This window comes from Sorangium sp. So ce1153 (genome assembly GCF_051521595.1).
In the GTDB taxonomy this organism is placed as follows: Bacteria; Myxococcota_A; Polyangia; order Polyangiales; family Polyangiaceae; genus Sorangium.
The window spans coordinates 1,720,176-1,738,661 of record NZ_CP150361.1 but is presented as its reverse complement, the minus strand read 5'-3'; the positions used below and the strand labels follow the sequence as shown (position 1 = coordinate 1,738,661).

Below are 18,486 nucleotides of genomic sequence, written 5' to 3'. Positions count from 1 at the left end.
CGACGTCGGCTCGATGGTGCCCGACTCTTACCACACGGAGCGGGACTGTCAGGCGACACGCCTTCTTGACGGCCCGCGCCGACATCAGCCATGCTCCGCAGGTGGATCGATCGAGCGGTCTCTCCTCTGCGTTCGCGGCGGGCCTCGGCGGGGGCGGGGTGATGCCCGAGGCCGATCCCGGCGCGACGATCGCGGCGCTCTTCGAGGCGGGGCAGGCGGCCTTCCCGGCCATCGTCGTCGAGGCGACCGCGCTGGCGCGCTACCTCGGCGAGCGTTGCTCGGCCGCGGGCGGCGCGCTGCCGCCTCCGTCGCTCGCGGCGGACGTCTACCTGGCGTGCGCCTGCGTCCTCGGGGTACCGGGTGCGCACGCCGCGTTCGAGCGGGAGTTCTCCGGGGTGATCGCGCGCGCGGCGGCCCGCGTCGAGCCGTCGCCCGCCTTCGCCGACGACCTCCGGCAGGTGGTCCTCGAGGGCCTCTTCAGCGCGCCGCCCTCGGCCACGCCGAAGATTGCCGGGTACGCGGGGCGCGCGCCGCTCCGGACTTTCCTGCGCGTGATCGCGGTACGCACCGCGATCAACCTGCGGCGGCGCAAGGCGGACATGGCGAGCACCCCGCTCGACGAGGAGCGGGAGATCGCCGCCTCCGTCGACGTGGAGGCCGCCTACCTCGAGGCGCGCTACAAGGCCGAGTTCGAAGAGGCCGTGCGCGTCGCGATGGGGCGCCTCTCGCCGAAGCAACGCGCGCTGCTTCGCCTCCACCTGCTCGACGGCCTGAGCATCGACGTCCTGGGCGCGCATTACCAGGTCGGGCGCGCCACGGCGGCGCGCTGGCTTGCGGCCGCGCGCGAGGCGCTGCGCGAGGGCACGCGCGCGGAGCTCGTCGCCAAGCTCGGCCTCACCGAGTCGCAGTACGCGAGCCTGGCCAGGTTGATCCGGGGCCGGCTCGACGTGAGCGTCGCCTCGCTCCTCCGCGAGTAGGCACACCTCGCCAGACTATTTTTGAGACTTCGTCCGCCTCACGGTGACTTCCCGGTAGGCACGCGGGTGTGAGCCCCCGGCCCTCCTGGCGGAGGAAGGGTCTGGCACCACCGCGAAACGCTGTGGACCGTTCGGCGACGTCGCACGTCGCACGTCGCACGTCGCCGATAGAGCGTGACGAGAAAAATGCACCCGGAAAGGATCAAGAAGGACGCGATCACCCGCACGCCGCGTCGTCCTCGCAGCCGACCGAGGGGCGCGCCGCCAATCCCTCCTCGCCCTCGCCTCGCCTCTTTCCTCGCCACCGCCGCCCTCCTCGCGTCGGCGCCCCTCGCGTGCGCGCCCCCCGGCGATCCGAGAGGGGCAGATGGCTCGGACGCCGCGAGCGCGGGCGCGGGCATGTGCGCTCCAGGCTATCGGTGGGAGCGGGGCGTGTGCGTCGATATCGACGAGTGCCTCACCGACAACGGGGGTTGTGGCGATCCCGCCCTGTTCGCGTGTCAGAACGTGGCGGGCGCGCCGCCTGCGTGCGAGTTCCTCCCCGCGCAGGACCACGCCGCGCTCACGCAAGGGGTCACGTCGATCGACATGGGGGATTCGCTCCCGTCCGCGCTGGTGGTCTATGGAGACACCGCCTTCCCCGTCGCGGTCGACGCCTCCCACCACGCCGTCATCGCCGCCGCGCGCGTGGGGGCGGGCAAGGCGCTGCAGTATGGCCACGATGCGTTCATCGGGGACATGCTCACGACCGATCCAGGCTCGGCGACGCTGCTCCTCAACGCGCTCGCGTGGATGGCTCCCGGCAAGACACCCACCGTCGGCGTCGCGCCAGGCCTCGACGAGCTCGCTGCGTTCCTCACACAGCGCGGCTTCACGGTGGAGACGAGGGGGCCCTCCGATCTCTCGGGGATCGACGTCTATTGCACGGACACGTCCAATGACTATAGCGACGCCGACGTTCAGAAGATCAGCGCCTTCATGGAGTCTGGCGGAGGCCTCGTGAGCGCCGGCCTCGCCTGGTGGTGGGGCTATTCGCACACGCGCCCCGCCGAGAACTATCCTGGCAACAAATACCTGCGCACGGCGGGGATCGGCGTCACCACGGTCGTCTCCGACAGCGGCGTGCAGCCGATTTCCGAGGTGGCGCTCCCGGACCTGCTCCACGCCCGCAAAGCGCTCTCACTCCTCGTCGAACACGCCTCCGGCGGGGCCCAGCTCCCCCAGGTCGAGCTGGACACCGCCGCCGACACCGTCGATTTCGCGATCGACTTTCTCCCCCTCTCATTCACCGCGTATTTCACCGAGGCGACCGTCCTGAAAGCCAGCGTCGGCCCGGTCGTCCCCACCGAGGAAAGCCCCCTCTCCCCGAAGGATCACCCCGTCGAGCGTGCCGTCGTCCACATCGATCACAAGTACGCCGACGAGTCCCCGCCCGACGACGTGAAGGAGCACCCCTCCGCCGCTGATTTCCCCGGCGCTGTGCCCGCTGGCGCGATGGCGATCTTGAAGACGATCACCGTCGACGGAGACTACGCCGGTCGCGACAGGCGCTTCGGGCCCGCGGCCCCGACAGAGCCGGTGTGGCGGAGCACGGGACTCTATGCACCCGCCGGCAAGAAGATCCACGTGAAGATCGACGCCGCCGCCGCCGGAAGAGGGCTCGAGGTGCTCCTGGGCGCGCACACCGACCAGGTGTGGGATCGCGACACCTGGTCTCGCTTCCCCGCGCTCTCGCGTTCTTATCCGCTCGACGCGCCCGAGATCGACGCAGCGAGCGCGTTCGGAGGGCTCGTGTACGTTCGGGTCCCCGCCGGGAGCGAGCTCGGGCCGATCACCGTGACGATCGAGGGTGCGGTGGGCGCACCGCTCTTCCAGAAAGGCAAGACGACCGCCGACGCGTGGAGGAACGTGGAGCGGAGCCAGCCTGGGCCGTGGGCCGAAATCGCGACCGACAGGCTCTCGATCACGGTCCCTTCGTCGGCGATCGCCGCGCTCGACGATCCCGCTGCGGTGCTCGATCTCTGGGATCGGATCCTCGACGCCGACGCCGATCTCGCGGCGATCCCCCACGACCGCCCGCGCGCGGAGCGCATCCTCGTCGATCGCGAGCTCAGCGCCGGATACATGCACTCGGGATACCCAATCATGGCGCACCTGGACGTGCAGGGCGATCTGGTGTCGTTGGCCTCGGTCAAGGCGGGCTTCTGGGGCCCTCTGCACGAGCTCGGCCACAACCACCAGTGGGATCCCTGGATGCTCCCGGGCTCGACCGAGGCGAGCGTCAACCTGTGGAGCGTCTACGCCTCCGAGAACGTGCTCAACATCCCTCGTGGCAGCACGGTGCCCGACCTCGATCCCGCGGAGCGGGCCAAGCGGGTCCAGGACTACCTGGCGGGAGGGGCCAATTTCGCGGATGACTGGGAAGTGTGGACGGCGCTCGAGACGTACCTCCAGCTTCAAGAGGGCTTTGGCTGGGCGCCCTTCAAGCAGGTCTTCGCGCAGTATTACGCGGACGCGCCCGACGCGGATCCGACGGACGATCAGGGCAAGATCGACCGCTGGGTGCTGCGCTTCTCGCTGGCAGTGAACAAGGATCTCGGCCCCTTCTTCACGGCGTGGGGGTTCCCTGTCTCGCCTTCGGTGCTCGCGCAGATCGGCGACCTGCCCGCCTGGCAGGACAACCCGATGCCCTGAATCAAATTTCCGTTCGCGGCGCTCGCTCCGGCGAGGACGCAACGAATCTACAAGCCGCAGTGCGCAGCGATGGCGCGGCTGTCGCGGAGACGCCACGCGTCCCGCTCTTCCATACTGAATGCCATACAAGGACAAAGGACAATGTTCACGCGACACATCTCTCTTGGACTCTTCGGACTGACCACCGCCCTCGGACTCGCCGGATGCGTCGCCGAGCCGCCGACCGACATGGAAGATGGGGATTTCCTCGATCAGAACCTGATACAGGGTACGAACACGAGCGGTCTCTTTCAGTCCCGCGACCTGGTGTACTGCTTCGAGGAGCCAACGCTCCGAGAAATGCCGGAGAGCGTGCGCTCGGTGGTGCGGACCGAGGCACAGCTCATCACCCGATGGAGGCGCCGTACAGTCGAGTTCACCTCGGCCATCAACCGCACCTGGAACTCGGTCGGGGTTCTCCATCTCACCGCTCGAGAGGGCTGCGTCGCCGGCGCGATCCCCATTCGCTACAACGAGGATACGCCGACCGGGGGCCACGCCGGCTTGGGCCGCGTCAACGGAACCGCGCTCGGCATCCATATGGACTCCGAGTTCCTCGGAGACACCTACCCGTTCGGCGACGACACCTATCACACCTTCGTCAGCGCCCACGAGATGGGGCACGTGCTCGGCTTCCGGCATGAGCAGGACCGAAGCGACAGCGCCTGCCACACCGCCCAGGACTTCACCGGCGTGGGCATCCTGCTCACCGGTTACGACGCCACGTCGATCATGAACTACTGTTACCTGCTGCAGCTGCCGGTCCTCTCGCAGCTCGACGTGGAGGGCTTCAAGAAGGCTTACGCCTTCCTCGGCGGCGGTGAGGGGACGTGCACGGACAGCAACGATAGCTGCAGCGCCTGGGCGGCGAGCGGGGAGTGCAGCAATAACCCGGGCTACATGCTCACGAATTGCTGCGCGAGCTGCAAGAGCGCCGGCAATCAGTGCACGGACAGCAACGATAGCTGCAGCGCCTGGGCGGCGAGCGGGAAGTGCAGCAATAACCCGGGCTACATGCTCACGAATTGCTGCGCGAGCTGCGAGAGCGCCGGCAATCAGTGCACGGACAGCAACGATAGCTGCAGCGCCTGGGCGGCGAGCGGGGAGTGCAGCAATAACCCGGACTACATGCTCACGAATTGCTGCGCGAGCTGCGAGAGCGCCGGCAATCAGTGCACGGACAGCAACGATAGCTGCAGCGCCTGGGCGGCGAGCGGGGAGTGCAGCAATAACCCGGACTACATGCTCACGAATTGCTGCGCGAGCTGCAGGTAGTCGCGCCACCCGCTCTCCCAGCGTCCACGCGGCGACCACCGCACTGGGAAAGCACCGTTGTGCGCCGCAAGTTCTGGACGTCATGACCACGTGATGGTTGTGCGACCACACGTCATTGCTTATCGGGCTGCGAGCATACGAGCGCGACATCTCTCGTAGGAAAGAGGAGCATGCGTATCCAACGGTTGAGCCCCATACTTATTCCCTCCCTGACCTTCCTGCACCTCGGTTGTGTGATGACCCCCGCGACCACCGAGGCCGACACCGAGACCGACGATACCACGTTGGCCGCGGTCACGGCCGGCACCACCTATGCGCTGGTGCGCAAGGGAGTCGGCAAGTGCATCGACGTGGCCTCCGCGGGCACCGCAGACGGGACCCCAATCCAGCAGTGGACCTGCAACGGTACGGGCGCCCAGTCGTTCCGCGTCGAGAGCACGAGCGGCGGCGCCTTCCGCCTCGTCAACACGAACTCCGGCAAATGCATCGACGTGGCCTCCGCGGGCGTTGCAGACGGGACCCCAATCCAGCAGTGGACCTGCAACGGTACGGGTGCCCAGTCGTTTTACATCGACGCTCTGGCAGGCGGCTACGCGCGCCTCCGGAACACGCGCAGCGGCAAATGCGTCGACATCGCCGGCAATGGGACTGCGGACGGCACCAAGGTCCAGCTCTGGACGTGCAACGGCACCGATGCGCAGAGCTTCACATTCCAGGCGCGCGGCGGCAGCGCATCGACGGGCGCGGGCGGAACAGGTGGTGAGGGTGGAGCGGGCGGAGCCGGCGCGATCCAGCCGACGGAGCTCGGCGTCATGACGTTCAACCTCCGCGTAAGCATCCCGGGCGACGGCGTGAACTATTGGCCCAATCGCCGCGATATGGTCTACCGGGTGATAAGGGATGCGACGGTGGATGTGATCGGGGTCCAGGAAGCGCTCAGATCGCAGCTCGATGATCTTCACGGCGCGCTTCCGTATTCCGAGCTCGGCGTCGGCCGTGACGATGGAATGGGAGCAGGCGAGTACTCTGCCATTCTCTATTCCGCGGACCGGTTCGAGGTGGGCGAGAGCGGCACGTTCTGGCTCTCTGACACGCCGGAGGTGCCTGGGTCCAGGAGCTGGGGGAATTTCTACGTACGGATCTGCACATGGGCGAGGCTCGTCGAGAGGAGCTCCGGCCGCGGCTTTTATGTATTCAATACGCACCTGGATCACGAGTCCCAACCGTCGCGCGCCCGGAGCGTGGAGCTCATAGCGGACAGGATAGCGAAGCGGACCCACCCTGACCCGGTGATCTTCACGGGTGACTTCAACGTGGGCGAGAGCAACCTGGCGGTCCTCTACGTGAAGGGAGATGCGCCGCGCGCAAGTGGAGGGAGCGCGCCGGTGCCTGCCCCTCCGGGGTTCGTGGACACGTTCCGCGTGCTGTACCCCAGCGCGACCGAGGTCGGCACGTTCAACGGGTTTCGCGGGGACAAGACCGGAGCAAAAATCGACTTTATCTTCGCCAACCCGACGCCGGTCGTGGAGGTGCTGGAGGCCCAGATCATTCACACGAGCCGAGACGGTCTTTATCCGTCGGATCACTTTCCGGTTACGGCCAGGCTGCGCCTTGCGCCGTGAATGCGGAGCGCTCGTCCCGGGGGTCGCGGAGCGGCATCGGGCGCGGCGCAGAGCGGCTTGTCGTCCGCGAGCGCCAGCAGGGTACAGCTATCAAGCGGCTCTACCGCGGTAGAACGCTGTTTTGCGAGGCGCTCCGCCGTTAGCGGGTGCTGAGGCGAAAAGCTCGAGCGCGCTCGAAATCAGGGGGCGCACCTGGCCACGTTTTGTTTTGCCGGCCAGCCCTTGACTTCGAGCGCGCTCGAAGACCTACCCCTCCGGACACAAGGGAGAAAGCACGATGCGATACAAGCTCCTCGGGAAGACAGGCCTCTACGTGTCCGAGCTCTGCCTCGGCGCCATGACGTTCGGCGGGAAGGGCTTCTACGAAGTGATCGGCGCGCTCGGCACGAGCGAGGTCGAGGCCATCGTCGGCACGTCGCTCGACAGCGGCGTCAATTTCATCGACACGGCGGACGTCTACTCCGAAGGCGAGTCGGAGAAGCTCGTCGGCGCGGCGCTCAAGGCACTCGGCCGGCCGCGCGAGCAGGTCGTCGTGGCCACCAAGGTGCGCGGACGCGTAGGCCCCGGCGTGAACCAGATCGGCCTCTCGCGGGCGCACATCCTCGCGAGCATCGACGCGAGCCTCCAGCGGCTCGGGCTCGATCACGTCGACCTCTACCAGATCCACGGCGTCGATCCCGTGACACCCATCGAGGAGACGGTGCGCGCCCTCGACGACGTGGTGCGGTCGGGCAAGGTCCGTTACGTCGGCTTCAGCAACCTGCCCGCGTGGCTGGCCATGAAGGCGATCGGCTTCGCGCAGGCGAACGGCCTCGCGCGGTTCGAGAGCGCCCAGGTCTACTACTCGCTCGCGGGGCGCGACATCGAGCGCGAGATCGTGCCCATGGCGCAGGCGGAGGGCATCGCGATCCTCCCCTGGAGCCCGCTCGCGGGCGGCATGCTGTCGGGCAAGTTCGATCCGGAGAAGCCGGGTGGCCCCGACGGCGCGCGGCGCGCGAGCTTCGACTTCCCGCCCGTCGACCGCGCCCGCCTGCCGCGCGTGCTCGGCGCGCTGCGGGAGGTCTCTGGCGCCACGGGCCTCTCGGTCGCGCGCGTCGCGCTCGCGTGGCACTTGACTCGCCCCTTCGTCACCAGCGTCATCATCGGCGCGAAGACGCGGGAGCAGCTCGCCGACAACCTCGCCGCCGCGGAGGTCACGCTCTCGCCCGAGCACATCCAGCAGCTCGACGAGGCGAGCGCGCTCACGCCCGAATACCCTGGCTGGATGGTGGCGTGGCAGAACCAGTATCTGACGCAGAAGTAGCGGCCCTCATCCCCACAGGCCTCAGGTCCTCGAGCGCGCCCAGGAAGCCGGCGCGGCGAGCATTACGGCCGCGCGCTCGCCCCGGCGCGGATCGAGTCCTGCTGGCGCTTCTGGCGCGCGGCGAGCCAACCGCCCGCCGGCTGCTGCCCAGCGCGCAGCCGTGCCCTCGCGCTGTTGCTCGGGCTCGCTGTGGACCGTTCGGCGACGTCGCACGTCGCACGTCGCACGTCGCCGATAGAGCGTGACGAGAAAAATGCACCCGGAAAGGATCAAGAAGGACGCGATCACCCGCACGCCGCGTCGTCCTCGCAGCCGACCGAGGGGCGCGCCGCCAATCCCTCCTCGCCCTCGCCTCGCCTCTTTCCTCGCCACCGCCGCCCTCCTCGCGTCGGCGCCCCTCGCGTGCGCGCCCCCCGGCGATCCGAGAGGGGCAGATGGCTCGGACGCCGCGGGGCGACGGCCTGAGCATCGACGTCCTTGGCGCGCATTACCAAGTCGGGCGAGCCACGGCGGCGCGTTGGCTTGCGGGCGCGCGCGAGGCGCTGCGCGAGTTCACGCGCGCAGCGCTCGTCGCCAAGCTCGGTCTCACCGAGTCGCAGTACGCGAGCCTGGCCAGGCTGATCCAGGGCCGGCTCGACGTGAGCGTCGCCTCGCTCCTCCGCGAATAGAGCTCCTTTCGCAAACGTACGGCGGGAGGGCTGCGCTTCGCGTAGCGCACGTGGGGTGCCGCCTTGTCTCGGGAGACAAAAGCTAGCCCCGCGCGCGCGAACGACGTTTGCGGCCGTCGGGGTAGCCATGCCCTCGCCAAACTATTTTTGAGACTCCGTCCACGTCGCAGTGACCTTCAAGTGGGCAGAGCGATGTGGGCCCCGGTCCTCCTCCCGAGGGGAGGGATCTGGCCACACCGCGGGGGGGAGCGCTGTAGACGAATCGGCGAAATCGCCGAGAAAAACAACAAGAAGCATCATGCAATCGAAGAGCATCAAGAACGACGCGATCACCCGCGCGCCGCGTTCTCCTCGCTGGGTACCGATGGGCACGCCTTCACGACCTGCTCGCCCTCGCTTCTCCTCCTTCCTCGCCACCGCCGCCCTCCTCGCGTCGGCGCCGCTCGCGTGCTCGCCCGCCCACGATGCGACAGGATCAGAGAGCTCGGACGCCGCGAGCGCGGCGCCTTCATGCAGGCCGGCGGAGGCCTCGTGAGCGCCGGCCTCGCCTGGTGGTGGGGCACTTCGCACACGCAAGCCGCCGAGAACTACCCTGGCAACAAATACCTGCGCACGGCGGTCGCTGAATACGATCCGCTAGACAGAAACGTCGCTGAAATGGATTTGAACAGCGTTGAACACCGTTGGACAGCGCCAGGCAGCGCCAAGCAATGACGATGGAAGCTCTCGCCTCTCGCCTCTCGGCCAGCCGTGATTGCCCACGCGAGCCCTCACATCGTGCGAGATCACACGCCTCGTAAAGGAGACACCATGAGAAATACATTCGCCTTCGCCATGTTCGGAGCCACGCTTCTCGCCGCCACGGCGAGTGCCCAAGCGAGCACAAAGAGTGTTCGTGTCCTCTACGTCGTGCCGAGCGACGCGCAGCGAAGTGACCGCGCCGCTCTCGTCGCGAACGCCGTCGAGCACAACCGTCAGACATGGCACAACTACGGCGCCACGATGACCACGGACGACGTCGTGACGGTTCGAAGCCATCATGACGTGAACTGGTTCCTGACCAACCCCAACGACTATCACGGCGCCCTGGCAGAGTGGTACTGGCTCGGAAACGCCTGCAACGTGGCCAGGGACGTGTACCCTGACGCCTGCACGGGGGACGCCAACCACAAGTACATCATCTTCCTGGAGGCCGACATCTCGAGCGTGAACGGCAACGGGGCGGCCGCCGGCTTCGGCGCAGCCGTCATGCCCAAGTGGATCATCGATGGAGCCGAGGAGGGGGACCTGGGCAGAATCGGAAGCATCGGCCACGAGCTCGGGCATACGTTCGGCATGCCGCATTCCGACTGCCCGTCGCTATGGCCTACGAAAAACATCATGTGCAATGGCGACTACTACCCGCACAACCGGCTGAACCACCTCGACTACCCCTACCTGTTCAGCGCTGCGAGCAGTGCCTATTTCGAAGAGACTCCATCTGATCTGTTCGACGTCGGCCAGGGGAAGGTCCTCGCCGGAGAGATCTGGAAGACCCAGCTCGGGCTCGACCTCGAGGGGTGCGCGCTCTCCTGCCTGAGCGACCCTGCCTGCAGCTCCTTCGTTCACTTCGACACGACGTGCCAGTTCAAGGGAGGTCGCCTGAGCGAGGCCTGGGATATCCCTGGGTATACCTCGGCTCAGATCAAGATACCCGCCGACGGCGCCGTCGAGAAGAAAGTTGCGCCGATCTGGGACCCGAATCACGCGACGCAGGTGTGCCGGCAGGTGTGCGACATCTGGAGGAACGTCCCCTGGACCGAGTCGAGCTGGACGGGGACCTGGTGGACCCCCCCGGAGAATGAATGGTCAGTTTGCCTCTGCGACTACAATCCTGACTACAATCCGTGAAGCGATACGCCGGTGCATGCGCTCGCGCATGCACCGGCGGTGGCCGAGCTCGGCGCGAGCGACGTTGGTATGAATCCCGCTATCGACCCCGGTCCACCCTACTCCACAGGAGTGTTCATGCACCTTCGTTATGCCTCCAGGTTCCCGTTTGCCGCGGCGGTCATGTGCGCCGCGGCGTCCGCCTCTCTGGCCGCGTGCGGCGACGCGGGCGCGCCCGGCGAGGTCGCCGGCATCGACGCCGAGGAGCGCGCCGCGGAGCGCCGGCAGGCGCTGTCGGCCCCGCTGGATATCGAGCCGCTGCGATCGCTGATCCTCACGAAGGTCACCGACCCGCAAGCAATGACCCGGTTCCCGCTCCAGTTCGTCCTCAATCAGCTCATCATGAGGGCCGGGACCTTCGATGAACAGACAGCCCTCGATCTCTACCGGCGCTGGTGGGACTTCTTCAACAAGTCCGTTGGAGCTCAGTTCCCCGACGCCATCCATTGCGACGACCAGACCAACAGCGAAGGTTTTCCCGCGCTCAACGGCTACCCGATCTCGTGCCCCCGGAGGGAGGGCCGCCTCGCCACGAGCGATCCGTTCGACCAGGATTCGCCGGACTTCGTGGAGCCGATCGCGGTCGTGAACCGCTTCGATCTGGCGCCGCTAGACGGTTCGCACTGCGGCGAGTACCGGATCGTCTACGCCAAGAAGACGGCCGGCATCGCCGACCGCAACCTGTTCATCTTCGAGGCCCAGCTCCCGAACCCCCACCCCGAATGCGGCCTCGCCGCATGCCTCCCGGTGGCCGAGTTCTGGGCGCGCCTCTCGACCCTGGACGCGGCCGAGCGCGCCAACGAGCTCGAGACGTTCTTCACCGTCGGCCTGCTCGACGCCGGCTTCGGTCCGGTGCTCCACCCGGACAACTTCGCCGACGCGGTCCACGGCCCCGGAGGCCGCCGCGGCACGGGCCAGATCCGCACCAACCAGTTCATGGGCAACCCCGGCGCCCCCGGGCAGGCCCAGCCCGGCCAGGTCTGGCAGCTCCGTGAGTTCAAGATCGCGAAGACCTCCGACGGGGCGAACGGCGCGAATCGGCTCACCTTCAAGCCGGTCACGGTGAAGGAGAACCCCTTCGGCGAGCTGTTCAGCACGACCTTCGACCAGAGCGACTTCCGCTACACGTGGTTCATGGACGACTTCCTCGAGTCGGTCGACAAGCTCACGACCCTCAGCGGCGACATCAACGACATCCAGCTCAAGAACTCGAGGGAGGCGCTCTACAACGCGGGCCAGAGCACCGTCGACAACAGCAACGACTACCTGAATCAGCTGCTGCCGGAGTTCAACCTCGATCTGCGCGACCGGATCCAGGCCGAGCTCGTGCGCCTCGGGCGGGACAGCGTCTTCACGCCCGCGGACGTGGCCAACCGCGCCACCACCCAGTCGTGCGCCGGGTGCCACCAGCTGAGCGCCGGCGACTCGCTCGGCAACAACGTGACGTGGCCCGTGGAGGATACGGCGCTCCGGTTCGTCCATGTCCGGGAGGACGGGGAGCTCTCGACGGCGCTCACCGATTTCTTCCTCCCGCACCGCGAGGGCGTGCTCGAGGATTTCCTCGCGGCGCACGCGGACGGGAACACGTGCTCCACGCCGACGACCTCGGCCGCGCTCGCGGTGGAGAGCGACGAGGCGGTCCCCACGCTCGGCGGCGCGACGACGCACTGAACGCTACGCGCGTGTCAGCGCGACGACGAACTCCAGGAACGCGCGGACCTTGACCGACATGAGCTGCGCGGAGTGATGGTACGCGTAGAGGGGATACGTCTCCTCGGCCCACTCCGGGAGCAGTTGAACCAGCCGTCCGTCGGCCAGGTGCTCGCGCACGTAGAGCTCGATCACCTGCGCGATCCCTTGGCCTGCGAGGCACGCCGCGAGGAGCGGAGCCCGTAGGTAAAAGAAGCCGGATCGCAGCGCGAAGAAGTGGTGCGCAGCAACCCGAAAGGGTGGGACCGCGAGCGTCGTGATGGCTCGGTCCTGGGTCGAAAGAGCGTGGTCCGGGCGGCGCCGAGCGCGCCAGGGGCGCATCGGCGTGCCGTGGGCACACGTGTCCGTCCGGGCGTTGGTCTGGCCCGGGAGGCGCGTCGCGAGACGCTATGCGGCGTCACCGGGCGCCTTGCGGCGCAGAACGGTGCTCTTCAACGCTCGGGGCTCCGGGTCGCCTGCGGCGCCCTGCGCCCCGAACCCCCAGTACGGCGGCCGCCGCGTCGACGCTGGGAGAGCGTGCTGGAACATCGGTCGGCTCGCCGAGCGCGGAGAGGAAGCGGGCGATGTTCCTTGGCTCGGTCACCATGGCGACGAGCTTCATCCGCCCCTTGCAAGCTGGGCACTCGAGGACGTCGATCGCAAATGTGCGGCGCAAGAGCTCGGCGCGGTTTGTCGACCGCCCGATAGCCGCCACGCTTGCGTTTCGAAGCGGCGTCTTCGTCCGCCTTCGTAGGCTCTTCTGGCTTCGCAGGGCGCGGTCCGATGCGCTTGCGCGCCGACGTGGGCGACTTGCCGAGGCGAGCACGCCAGCGTACTTGACGGTGTGAAAGCGCGGCGGCGGGGCTCCTCGATGATCTTGAACTGCGCAGGAACGAACTCGAGCACTTCGCTCGTACGATGGCCAATGCACTTCTTGTCCGCGCCGCACTGCGGGCACGTCCGCCGCGCCTCGGAAACGGGCACCACGCGCGTTTCACGCGGCAGGTGCTCGGGAAGCGGCGCGCGCCCGCCCCGTCCTCGCGGCGGCTTCGGCGGCTCAGGGGGTTGTGGCACCAGCCCCTGCTCCGGCCGCGCCGGAGCGTCCGCGCCGAGCTCGGAGCCGGTCGCCCCCGGCGGCGCTTCCGCCCCGAGCTCTGCGAACATCAGCATCAGCTGCTCGGTCGAGACCTGCTGGCTCTTGCGGCCGTACAGCTCGCGCAGCGCGCTCGCGAGCCTCGCCGAGAGCGCGGTATTCTTGTCGCGCAGCTGGAGCAGCAGCCCGAGCACCAGCTCGATAAGCTCCGGAAGCTGCCCGGCGGCCGCCAGCTGCTCGAGCTTGCGCCGTACATCCGCCAGATCGGCGGGGAGTTGTGCCTGGGACTGAAGAGTACTGGTCACGTGGCGCGCGGATTTCACCGAGGCGAACGTCCTGAAAGCCAGCGTCGGCCCGGTCGTCCCCACCGAGGAAAGCCCCCTCTCCCCGAAGGATCACCCCGTCGAGCGTGCCGTCGTCCACATCGATCACAAGTACGCCGACGAGTCCCCGCCCGACGACGTGAAGGAGCACCCCTCCGCCGCTGATTTCCCCGGCGCTGTGCCCGCTGGCGCGATGGCGATCTCGAAGACGATCACCGTCGACGGAGACTACGCCGGTCGCGACAGGCGCTTCGGGCCCGCGGCGCCGACAGAGCCGGTGTGGCGGAGCACGGGACTCTATGCACCCGCCGGCAAGAAGATCCACGTGAAGATCGACGCCGCCGCCGCCGGAAGAGGGCTCGATGTGCTCCTGGGCGCGCACACCGACCAGGTGTGGGACAGCGACACCTGGTCTCGCTTCCCCGCGCTCTCGCGTTCTTATCCGCTCGACGCGCCCGAGATCGACGCGGCGAGCGCGTTTGGAGGGCTCGTGTACGTCCGGGTCCCCGCCGGGAGCGAGCTCGGGCCGATCACCGTGACAATCGAGGGTGCGGTGGGCGCACCGCTCTTCCAGAAAGGCAAGACGACCGCCGACGCGTGGAGGAACGTGGAGCGGAGCCAGCCTGGGCCGTGGGCCGAGATCGCGACCGACAGGCTCTCGATCACGGTCCCTTCGTCGGCGATCGCCGCGCTCGACGATCCCGCTGCGGTGCTCGATCTCTGGGATCGGATCCTCGACGCCGACGCCGATCTCGCGGCGATCCCCGCCGGAACGCCGTGGACCGTTCGGCCGTCCCGTACTGTACCAGGAGACCTTTACATGAACTCGAGGCTTGCTGTTGCGCTCGCATTTACGTCGCTTGCTTGGATCGGTTGTGTGGCCGAGGAGGCGGACAAGGGAGATCTCGACGAGGCTCAAGCCATCGACAGCCAGGAGGAAGGCGTCGTCTACGGCAGCGACAGCCGGCGGGATGTGTACAAGCACACGGACGCCACGCTGAGGGAAAGAGCGCAGCTGTCGACCGTGGCGCTCATGTCGCCGGACGTGATCGATACCTCGGACCCCGACAACGTCACCTTCAAGTCCGAGACCCTCGGCAAGGCCGAGGACCTCTGCAGCACCGAGCGCTTCCGGAACGATCCCACGGCCGCGGGTTGCTCAGGTACGCTCATCGACGACGACCTGGTGCTGACCGCCGGCCATTGCGTCGAGAGCGCAGAGGTTTGCGCCGGCACCCGCTTCGTCTTCAACTACTACCGGCCGAGCGAGGGTGTCTTGCAGACCGTGACCACGGACGACATCTTCTCGTGTCAGTCCATCGTGACGCGGCAGGAGGGCACCGTCGGCGGCCAGGAGCTCGATTACGCCATCATCCGCCTCGATCGCTCGGCGGCGCCTCGGTTCACGCCAGCCCCGGTGCGCAAAGGCAACACCCCGCTGGCGAAGGGCAGCAAGGTGGCCGTCATCGGCAGCGGCAGTGGTATCCCGTTGAAGATCGACTCGGGCGGCTCGGTGCGCGATGCGCGATGCGCGTGAAGATGTCCTCGATTTCTTCGTGGCCACCACGGACACCTTCGAGGGCAACTCAGGCTCGGGGGTCTACGAGACGGTGGACTATACCGTGGCCGGCATCCTGGTGGACGGCGAGAAAGACTACGTGAAGAAGGGGAGCTGCCGCGTCGTCAACACCTGCCCCAAGGACGGATGCGGCGGTGAGAGCATCACCTATGTGTATCCGGCCATCGAGGAGTTCTGCGCCTCCCACGAGAGCGCCCCTCTCTGCTCGGAGTGATCCGAGCAGAGGCACCCGTCAGGTCCCCCGCCCGCGCGGCGCCTGACGGGCCGCGCCGGGATGGGCCGAGGGGCGCGACAGCCTGCAATCGTCGACCTGTGCTGGGCCGCGAGCTGCGCCGCTACGTGTACGGGAGCGGCCTCGACATGCGGTTCGGCTCCAGCGACGACGACCTGGTCCAGGACCAGGTCGTCGCCGGGCCGGCGCGTGCGGGCGGCGCGCCGCCCGACGGCTGCTGTTTCCGTCGACCGCTCGTCAACGGCCTGTCTTTCTGGCGGGACTCTTCCGCGGGGGTGAACCGTCGCAATCCGTCGGATGCCCGGGAATTTGGGCAGGGCGTGACGACGGATCGCACCCCCTGGACGGCATGGGCCCCGTGCTCGCGCTCGGGGCCGTGAAGTGGAAGCACGCCCGCCAGGGCACCGAGCTCACCGTCGCCCGGCGGCGCGCGGTCTTCACGCCGGTGCTGGCGATCCGCCGCTGATCGCCGGCGCCGGCTGGACCGAGAGGTCGAGCATTTGCGCGCACGCGAGCACGAGCCGCTCGCACGGCTGCGACGCCGCGACGATGGCGCGCATCTGCTGGAAGTACGCGCGGTGCAGCTCGCGCAGGCGCTCGAGGTCGGGCGCGGAGACCGTGAACAGGTTGTACGAGCTCGGCCCCGGCGCGCCGAGCTCGAGCCGCTCCACCGCGCGCTGGCTCCACCACACCTTCACCTGGTGCGCCGCCTTCGGATCGCGCCGCGTGTCCACCGTGCGCGACGGTGCGATCGCGTACTTGCGGCCGACCAGGTGAATCTGTCCGGTGCGCTCGAGGAGCGCGAGGCACTCGCGCTCCTCCTTGGGCGTGATGCCGATCCGCTCGGCGATCCACCCGTCGCGGTGCCGCGGCAGCTCCTCGTACGCGCGCAGCTCGAGCGCGAGGAGCACCGCCTGCGACCACGGGACCTCGTAGGCAGCGCGCCGGCGCGTCTCGAGCTGCTTCCACGCCGCGCGCGCGCTCGGCAGGGTCCGGGGGTCGACGAGCGTCGCCAGGAAGTCGAGGAGGCGCAGCGAGCACACGTCGACGAGGCGGAGGAAGTCCGGCAGGCGCGGCTCGGCGTCGCCCTGCAGCCAGCGCGCGACCGCGAAGCGGCTCCGCCCCGCGCTCCGCGCGATCTCCACGATGGTGCGCCCGGCCCGCAGCTCGCCGAGGAGCTGCACCACGCCCTCCGGGGTTCCGAGCGAAGCCCGCGCGAGCCACGGCGGCGCGGCGCCGAAGAAGCGGGCGATCGCGGCGGCGGTGTCGACCCCCGCCCGCTCCGCCACTGCGAACGCCTTCGCCGCCGTCGGAAAGCTGCGCCCCGACTCCCACGTGTACGCGATGTTCGTGCGGTACCCGAGCCGGCGGCTGAACGCGCGCTGCGAGCGTTTTCCCCGCACGGCGCGCAGGAGCTCGCTCGCGAGGACGTCGAGATCGAGGTTGTTCATGTCTTTGTGTTTTGCACATTGGAGGGCCGAATGACCACACGATATGTGCGAAACGTCCCTTGCGGCAGACGGGGTCGAGGCACAGCATCGTGATCGCAGCTGGTCTCGAACCGCATGAGGCGCCGCGTGACGCGCGCGCCCGGGAGGTCGCCGTGTCGTCTTCACTTCGTCGCTCGTCTTCGCTTCGTCGCTCGTCCGCTCGCGCCGGTGGGCGCGGTCTCCTCGTCGTCGCCGCGCTCCTCGCGGCGGCGTGCACCGCCCCCCGGGGCGGCGGCCAGATCGGTCACGACACCGCCGGGACCGACGAAGGCGCCTGCGAGGAGACATCCGTCGTCGTCGGCTCGCTCGAGGAGGCCACCGCGCTCGGCTTCACCGCCGGCGAGGTGCTGGCCCAGGCCGAGGGGACGTTCGAGAGCCCCATCGTGTGGGCGCCCCCCGACGACATGGTGAACGCCGGCCCCGAGCAGGGCGAAGGCGAGATCACGATCAACGTCGCCCACGGCGGCGGTGCGATCCGGTTCGTCGAGTCGCGGCCCCGGGAGTCGAACGACGAAATAGAAGGCGGCCCCGCGATCGCCGGCGACCTGTGCAAGAGCCGCATCGAGATCGACGTGGAGCTGACGATCGCGACGAGCGGCGGCGCGCTCGCGGAGACGGTGCCCGCCGTCCTCTCGTCGTCGGATCCGCGCCACGTCGCCTTCGAGGCCGAGCTCGATCTCGACGCGCTCTCCGGGTCGCTGGTCCTAACGCCGCAGAGGGAGGGCTGGGCGCTGGCCGATCTCACCATCCGCGGCGGCATGGCGGCTGGCGCCTCGTGGGGATCCATCGACGCGTGGCTCGAATACTCGGACGGCGAGGTGGCAGGCGCGGGGTTCCGGTCGCTCGCGTCGTGGCCGACCGCCGAGACGTGCGACCGAGGCGGCCTGCCGCTGCCCCTCGACACCGCGCTGCTCGCGTTCTCCGCCGCCGACGTGCTGGCGGAGAACGCCGAGGTCGCGGCGACGTTCACCTGGGACCACGGGACGACGACGCGGATCGCGCTGTCGCTCGAGGCGGCGGACGACGTCGCATGCGTGTCGCTCGGAGGGGAGTTCGACGAGGCGGGCGTGCGCATCCCGGCGCGCCTCCACCTCGTGACCGAGGACGGCCGCGTGGATCTCGAGACCGACGTCGACGTGTACGCGCTCGCCGACGCCGAGGGGCGCCTCGTCGACGCCTCGTTCCAGAGCGTGTACCTGCGCGGCGTCGCGCCCGACGACTTCGAGGCGACGTACGGGATCACCGGCTTCGACGTGAGCGGCTACGACGAGGCGTCGTCCACCGTGCGCGGCACGTTCACCGGCGGCAGCAGCACCGGCGCGCTGGAGGTGCTCGGCCTCACCGTGCCCGAGTGCGTGAGCGATCCCGCCTCGAACCCCGGCGGCGGGTGCGAGGGCATCGACATCACCGAGCTCGGCGGCGGCACCTGGTCGCCCTGAGCGCCCGGCGCGGTTTCGGTTCCGCGAAATGACTCGGGCCGCTGCGCGCCTCGCGCGGCGGGCCCGGATCGTCTCGGGAGGCGCGGAAAGGACGCGCGCCTGGCTCGGCCGCTACGGATGATGTGGGCGCGACG

11 protein-coding genes and 4 pseudogenes are annotated in these 18,486 nt (G+C 68.6%); 12 read left to right on the top strand and 3 right to left on the bottom strand.

Annotated elements, in window-relative coordinates; translation table 11 throughout:
* Nucleotides 1-101: 101 nt before the first annotated feature.
* From WME85_RS06215 to WME85_RS06175, 9 genes are all read left to right on the top strand, one after another.
* Nucleotides 102-977 (top strand): sigma-70 family RNA polymerase sigma factor, encoded by an 876-nt coding sequence (locus WME85_RS06215; protein WP_437836051.1) that lies wholly within the window; start codon nt 102-104, stop codon nt 975-977.
* 432 nt (nt 978-1,409) lie between these two features.
* Nucleotides 1,410-3,671, top strand: coding sequence for a M60 family metallopeptidase (locus WME85_RS06210; RefSeq protein ID WP_437836049.1), 2,262 nt, complete (start codon nt 1,410-1,412; stop codon nt 3,669-3,671).
* A gap of 228 nt (nt 3,672-3,899) precedes the next feature.
* Nucleotides 3,900-4,985: a hypothetical protein gene (locus WME85_RS06205; protein WP_437836047.1), complete on the top strand. Its 1,086-nt coding sequence runs from the start codon at nt 3,900-3,902 to the stop codon at nt 4,983-4,985.
* Nucleotides 4,986-5,155: 170 nt separating this feature from the next.
* Complete coding sequence (locus WME85_RS06200) at nt 5,156-6,607, top strand: RICIN domain-containing protein (RefSeq protein ID WP_437836045.1); 1,452 nt, start codon at nt 5,156-5,158, stop codon at nt 6,605-6,607.
* 277 nt (nt 6,608-6,884) lie between these two features.
* Nucleotides 6,885-7,910: an aldo/keto reductase gene (locus WME85_RS06195; protein ID WP_437836043.1), complete on the top strand. Its 1,026-nt coding sequence runs from the start codon at nt 6,885-6,887 to the stop codon at nt 7,908-7,910.
* 434 nt (nt 7,911-8,344) lie between these two features.
* Nucleotides 8,345-8,578, top strand: coding sequence for a hypothetical protein (locus WME85_RS06190; RefSeq protein ID WP_437836041.1), 234 nt, complete (start codon nt 8,345-8,347; stop codon nt 8,576-8,578).
* Nucleotides 8,579-9,109: 531 nt separating this feature from the next.
* Complete coding sequence (locus tag WME85_RS06185; protein WP_159397735.1) at nt 9,110-9,292, top strand: hypothetical protein; 183 nt, start codon at nt 9,110-9,112, stop codon at nt 9,290-9,292.
* A 96-nt stretch (nt 9,293-9,388) separates the two neighbouring features.
* Nucleotides 9,389-10,468: a hypothetical protein gene (locus tag WME85_RS06180; protein ID WP_437836040.1), complete on the top strand. Its 1,080-nt coding sequence runs from the start codon at nt 9,389-9,391 to the stop codon at nt 10,466-10,468.
* 117 nt (nt 10,469-10,585) lie between these two features.
* Nucleotides 10,586-12,178, top strand: a complete 1,593-nt coding sequence (locus WME85_RS06175; protein ID WP_437836038.1) for a hypothetical protein — start codon at nt 10,586-10,588, stop codon at nt 12,176-12,178.
* Nucleotides 12,179-12,181: 3 nt separating this feature from the next.
* Here WME85_RS06175 and WME85_RS06170 read toward each other — a convergent pair.
* A pseudogene (locus WME85_RS06170) lies at nt 12,182-12,391 on the bottom strand (LysR substrate-binding domain-containing protein); the annotation flags it as partial.
* A gap of 645 nt (nt 12,392-13,036) precedes the next feature.
* A pseudogene (locus WME85_RS06165) lies at nt 13,037-13,594 on the bottom strand (IS66 family transposase zinc-finger binding domain-containing protein); the annotation flags it as partial.
* Between the two features lie 211 nt (nt 13,595-13,805).
* Here WME85_RS06165 and WME85_RS06160 point away from each other — a divergent pair.
* A pseudogene (locus tag WME85_RS06160) lies at nt 13,806-14,372 on the top strand (M60 family peptidase N-terminal accessory domain-containing protein); the annotation flags it as partial.
* 60 nt (nt 14,373-14,432) lie between these two features.
* Nucleotides 14,433-15,396: pseudogene (locus tag WME85_RS06155) on the top strand (trypsin-like serine peptidase); the annotation flags it as partial.
* A gap of 464 nt (nt 15,397-15,860) precedes the next feature.
* On the opposite strand, the gene WME85_RS06150 reads toward WME85_RS06155, so the two are convergent.
* Nucleotides 15,861-16,874: a DUF4423 domain-containing protein gene (locus tag WME85_RS06150; protein ID WP_437836036.1), complete on the bottom strand. Its 1,014-nt coding sequence runs from the start codon at nt 16,872-16,874 to the stop codon at nt 15,861-15,863.
* A gap of 152 nt (nt 16,875-17,026) precedes the next feature.
* On the opposite strand from WME85_RS06150, the gene WME85_RS06145 reads away from it, so the two are divergent.
* On the top strand, nt 17,027-18,352 hold the full coding sequence (locus tag WME85_RS06145) for a hypothetical protein (RefSeq protein WP_437836034.1): 1,326 nt from the start codon (nt 17,027-17,029) through the stop codon (nt 18,350-18,352).
* Nucleotides 18,353-18,486 lie beyond the last annotated feature (134 nt).

Coding starts and splice junctions, on each gene's coding strand:
- WME85_RS06190 (WP_437836041.1), top strand. CDS start 8,345: ATGGCTCGGACGCCGCGGGGCGACGGCCTGAGCATCGACGTCCTTGGC.
- WME85_RS06150 (WP_437836036.1), bottom strand. CDS start 16,874: ATGAACAACCTCGATCTCGACGTCCTCGCGAGCGAGCTCCTGCGCGCC.
- WME85_RS06195 (WP_437836043.1), top strand. CDS start 6,885: ATGCGATACAAGCTCCTCGGGAAGACAGGCCTCTACGTGTCCGAGCTC.
- WME85_RS06175 (WP_437836038.1), top strand. CDS start 10,586: ATGCACCTTCGTTATGCCTCCAGGTTCCCGTTTGCCGCGGCGGTCATG.
- WME85_RS06205 (WP_437836047.1), top strand. CDS start 3,900: ATGGAAGATGGGGATTTCCTCGATCAGAACCTGATACAGGGTACGAAC.
- WME85_RS06200 (WP_437836045.1), top strand. CDS start 5,156: ATGCGTATCCAACGGTTGAGCCCCATACTTATTCCCTCCCTGACCTTC.
- WME85_RS06180 (WP_437836040.1), top strand. CDS start 9,389: ATGAGAAATACATTCGCCTTCGCCATGTTCGGAGCCACGCTTCTCGCC.